4 protein-coding genes and 1 pseudogene are annotated in these 3,528 nt (G+C 72.6%); all 5 read left to right on the top strand.

Annotation, left to right across the window (positions count from 1 at the left end):
* Positions 1 to 105 precede the first annotated feature (105 nt).
* Complete coding sequence (locus ABWI04_RS42170; protein ID WP_345184342.1) at positions 106 to 1,293, top strand: phosphoglycerate kinase; 1,188 nt, start codon at positions 106 to 108, stop codon at positions 1,291 to 1,293.
* Between the two features lie 2 nt (positions 1,294 to 1,295).
* A complete protein-coding gene (gene tpiA, locus ABWI04_RS42165) occupies positions 1,296 to 2,105 on the top strand; it encodes a triose-phosphate isomerase (RefSeq protein ID WP_345184344.1) in 810 nt (269 codons plus the stop codon).
* A gap of 139 nt (positions 2,106 to 2,244) precedes the next feature.
* A complete protein-coding gene (secG, locus tag ABWI04_RS42160; RefSeq protein ID WP_089313386.1) occupies positions 2,245 to 2,487 on the top strand; it encodes a preprotein translocase subunit SecG in 243 nt (80 codons plus the stop codon).
* An 82-nt stretch (positions 2,488 to 2,569) separates the two neighbouring features.
* Complete coding sequence (locus ABWI04_RS42155; protein WP_149258133.1) at positions 2,570 to 2,941, top strand: RNA polymerase-binding protein RbpA; 372 nt, start codon at positions 2,570 to 2,572, stop codon at positions 2,939 to 2,941.
* A 281-nt stretch (positions 2,942 to 3,222) separates the two neighbouring features.
* Positions 3,223 to 3,528: pseudogene (locus ABWI04_RS42150) on the top strand (hypothetical protein); the annotation flags it as partial.

Raw genomic sequence — 3,528 nt, 5'->3', positions numbered from 1 at the left:
CACCACCCCCCGGCGCCGGCTCTCAAGCCCCACCCCCCCCTCCCCGGGGCCCGCCCCCCCGCCGACGCCCCGCCGGGGCCGTGTACGGAAGGACACCGCATCCCGATGCGCACCATTGACGACCTCGACGTCGCCGGACGGCGCGTCCTGCTGCGCGCGGACCTCAACGTCCCGCTGCAGGACGGGCGGATCACCGACGACGGGCGGATCCGGGCCAGCCTGCCGACGATCGAGGCGCTGCGGGCCCGGGGCGCCCGGGTCATCGTCTGCGCCCACCTCGGCCGCCCCAAGGGGCAGGTCAAGCCCGAGCTGTCGCTCGCGCCGGTCGCCGCCCGCCTGGGCGAGCTGCTGGGCGCGCCGGTGGCGTCCGCGACCGACGTCGTGGGCGACTCCGCCCGCGCCGCGGCCGACGGCCTCGCCGACGGCGGTGTCGCGCTGCTGGAGAACCTGCGCTTCGAGCCGGGCGAGACCAGCAAGGACGACGCCGAGCGCGGCGCCTTCGCCGACCGGCTGGCCGCGCTCGCCGAGGTCTACGTGGGGGACGGGTTCGGCGCGGTGCACCGCAGGCACGCGTCCGTCTACGACGTGCCGAAGCGGCTGCCGCACGCCGCGGGCGGGCTGATCGCCGCCGAGGTCGCGGTGCTCAGGAAGCTCACCGAGGACGTCGAGCGCCCCTACGCGGTCGCGCTCGGGGGGTCCAAGGTGTCCGACAAGCTCGGGGTCATCGACAACCTGCTCGGCAAGGCCGACCGCATCCTCATCGGCGGCGGCATGGTGTTCACCTTCCTCAAGGCGCAGGGCCACGAGGTCGGCCGGAGCCTGCTCGAGGAGGACCAGCTCGACACCGTCCGCGAGTACCTGCGCCGCGCCGAGGAGACCGGGGTCGAGTTCGTGCTGCCGGTCGACATCGTCGCGGCCACCGCGTTCGCCGCGGACGCCGACCACGACGTGGTGCCCGCCGACGCGATCCCGGCCGACCGGCTGGGCCTGGACATCGGGCCCGAGTCCGGCAAGCTGTTCGCCGCGCGCCTCGCCGACGCCAGGACGGTCTTCTGGAACGGCCCCATGGGCGTGTTCGAGATGGAGCCCTACTCGCACGGCACCCGCGCCGTCGCGCAGGGCCTCATCGACTCCGGCGCGTTCACCGTGGTCGGCGGCGGCGACTCGGCCGCCGCCGTCCGGCTGCTCGGCTTCGACGAGGCGGCCTTCTCCCACATCTCGACCGGCGGCGGCGCGAGCCTCGAGTACCTCGAAGGCAAGACGCTGCCCGGCCTGCAAGCCCTGGAGGACTGACGATGGCCCGCGCGACCCCTTCCGGCGGCCCGACCGGCCGCAAGCCGCTCATGGCCGGCAACTGGAAGATGAACAACAACCACCTCGAGGCGATCGCGCTCGTCCAGAAGATGGCGTTCGCGCTCAAGGACGCCGACTACGCGGCCGTCGACGTCGCGGTGCTCCCGCCGTTCACCGCGCTCCGCTCGGTGCAGACCCTGATCGAGGCCGACAAGTACGGCATCCAGTACGGCGCGCAGGACGTCTCCCAGCACGCGTCCGGCGCCTACACCGGCGAGATCTCCGCGGCGATGCTGGCCAAGCTCGGCTGCACCTACGCCGTCGTCGGGCACTCCGAGCGGCGCCAGTACCACGCCGAGGACGACGCGGTCGTCAACGCCAAGGCCAGGGCCGCGCTCGCCGCCGACCTCACCCCGATCCTGTGCGTGGGCGAGGGGCTGGAGGTCCGCAAGGCCGGCGGGCACGTCCCGCACGTGCTCGCGCAGGTCGACGGCGGACTTGAGAAGATCACCGCCGACCAGGTGCGGCGCACGGTGATCGCCTACGAGCCCGTCTGGGCGATCGGCACCGGCGAGGTCGCCACGCCGCAGGACGCGCAGGAGGTCTGCGGGGCCATCCGCACGCGGCTCGCCGAGCTGTACGACGGCGGTGTGGCCGACGAGGCGCGTATCCTGTATGGCGGTTCGGTGAAGGGCGGCAACGTCGCCGGGATCATGGCGCAGGCCGACGTGGACGGCGCCTTGGTCGGAGGTGCCAGCCTGGACCCGGGAGAGTTCGTCAAGATCTGCCGGTACCGGGATCTGCCGGTCTGATCACATCTGATCAATTCCGCGTGAACCGGGGGTTCTTGCCGAACCAGCGGGGACTTCGTCGTACCCTTCGTAGCTGACGGGTAAACGCCCGGTCCGGCTCGACCTCCGTCCTGAACTACAGACAAGGCGCTGAAGAAACGTGATCATCGCAACGTCCATCGTGCTCATCGTCACGAGCCTGCTGATGGTGGTCCTCGTCCTGATGCACAAGGGCAAGGGCGGCGGCCTGTCCGACATGTTCGGCGGCGGCGTCTCGTCCTCCCTCGGAGGGTCGTCGGTGGTCGAGCGCAACCTCGACCGGCTGACCATCGGCGTCGGGGTGGTCTGGTTCGCCTCGATCGTCGTGCTGGGACTGCTGTTCAAGCACAAGGGCGTCGGCTGAGCCGGCCCGTCCAACACATGCGAGCGCCGCGCCGTCCTCGAAGGTCACGGGCGGCGGCGGCACACCAAGCGAGGAGTATTCCGTGGGTAGTGGCAACGCGATTCGGGGCAGCCGTGTCGGGGCCGGTCCGATGGGAGAGGCGGAGCGCGGCGACGCCGCCCCCCGCGTCTGGGTGACCTTCTACTGCGCCAACCGGCACGAGACCCGCCCCAGCTTCGCGACGGACGTCGCGGTCCCCGAGACCTGGGACTGCCCGCGCTGCGGGTTCCCCGCCGGCCAGGACTCCGAGAACCCCCCGGCCCCGCCGAAGACGGAGCCGTACAAGACCCACCTCGCGTACGTGAAGGAGCGGCGCAGCGACGAGGACGGCGAGGCGATCCTGGAGGAGGCGCTCGCCAAGCTCCGGCAGAAGCGCGCCGCCGTCAAGCAGGCCATGGAGGCCGCGGCCCGCTGACGCCGCCGAAGCCGCACCGTGTGGCCCGATCCCGTTCCGGGGTCGGGCCACACGGTTTTCCGGCCGCCGGATCCTGGGCCGCCGGGCGCCGGCGCCGCGGGGCACGGGCTTCGGCAGAATCGCCGGTCGCCGTGAGGCGCCTCGGCCCGGCCTGCCTGACCAGCGCTGATATGGAGATGCGTATGGCGGTACGAGTGATATCCATATTGGACGTCACGAGTGCTGCTCTGGTCTGCTGGGCGGCGTCCGCCCTCCGCCGCCGGGAAAGCAGGTGCCTCCGCATGCCATCCGAGCAGTCAGGCTCCTCCCGGCGGGCGCTGCTGGCCGCCGCGGCCCTGCTGCCGCTGGCGGGATGCGGCGACAGGGCGCGCCCGTCGTCCGCGCCGTCCTCGCCGCCCGCCCGGCGCCCGGCCGTCATCAGCCAGCCGTCGCTGCCGTGCATGGCGGCGGGGTGCGCGGAGACGCGGGCGAGGTCGTCCCGGGAGGCGGCCATGGGCGGGCTGTCCACCGCGTTCTACTTCACGCTCGTGGGGCTGGCCTTCGGGCTGGTCTTCCACGTCGCGAACTGGGCGACGTTCACCTACGTG

Source organism: Actinomadura sp. NPDC000929, assembly GCF_040492065.1.
Lineage (GTDB): Bacteria > Actinomycetota > Actinomycetes > Streptosporangiales > Streptosporangiaceae > Spirillospora > Spirillospora verrucosospora.
This window is presented reverse-complemented; position numbering and strand designations above follow the sequence as displayed.

Excerpts from the sequence above, each read along its gene's own strand:
- ABWI04_RS42170 (WP_345184342.1), top strand. The coding sequence starts at position 106 with ATGCGCACCATTGACGACCTCGACGTCGCCGGACGGCGCGTCCTGCTG.
- tpiA (WP_345184344.1), top strand. The coding sequence starts at position 1,296 with ATGGCCCGCGCGACCCCTTCCGGCGGCCCGACCGGCCGCAAGCCGCTC.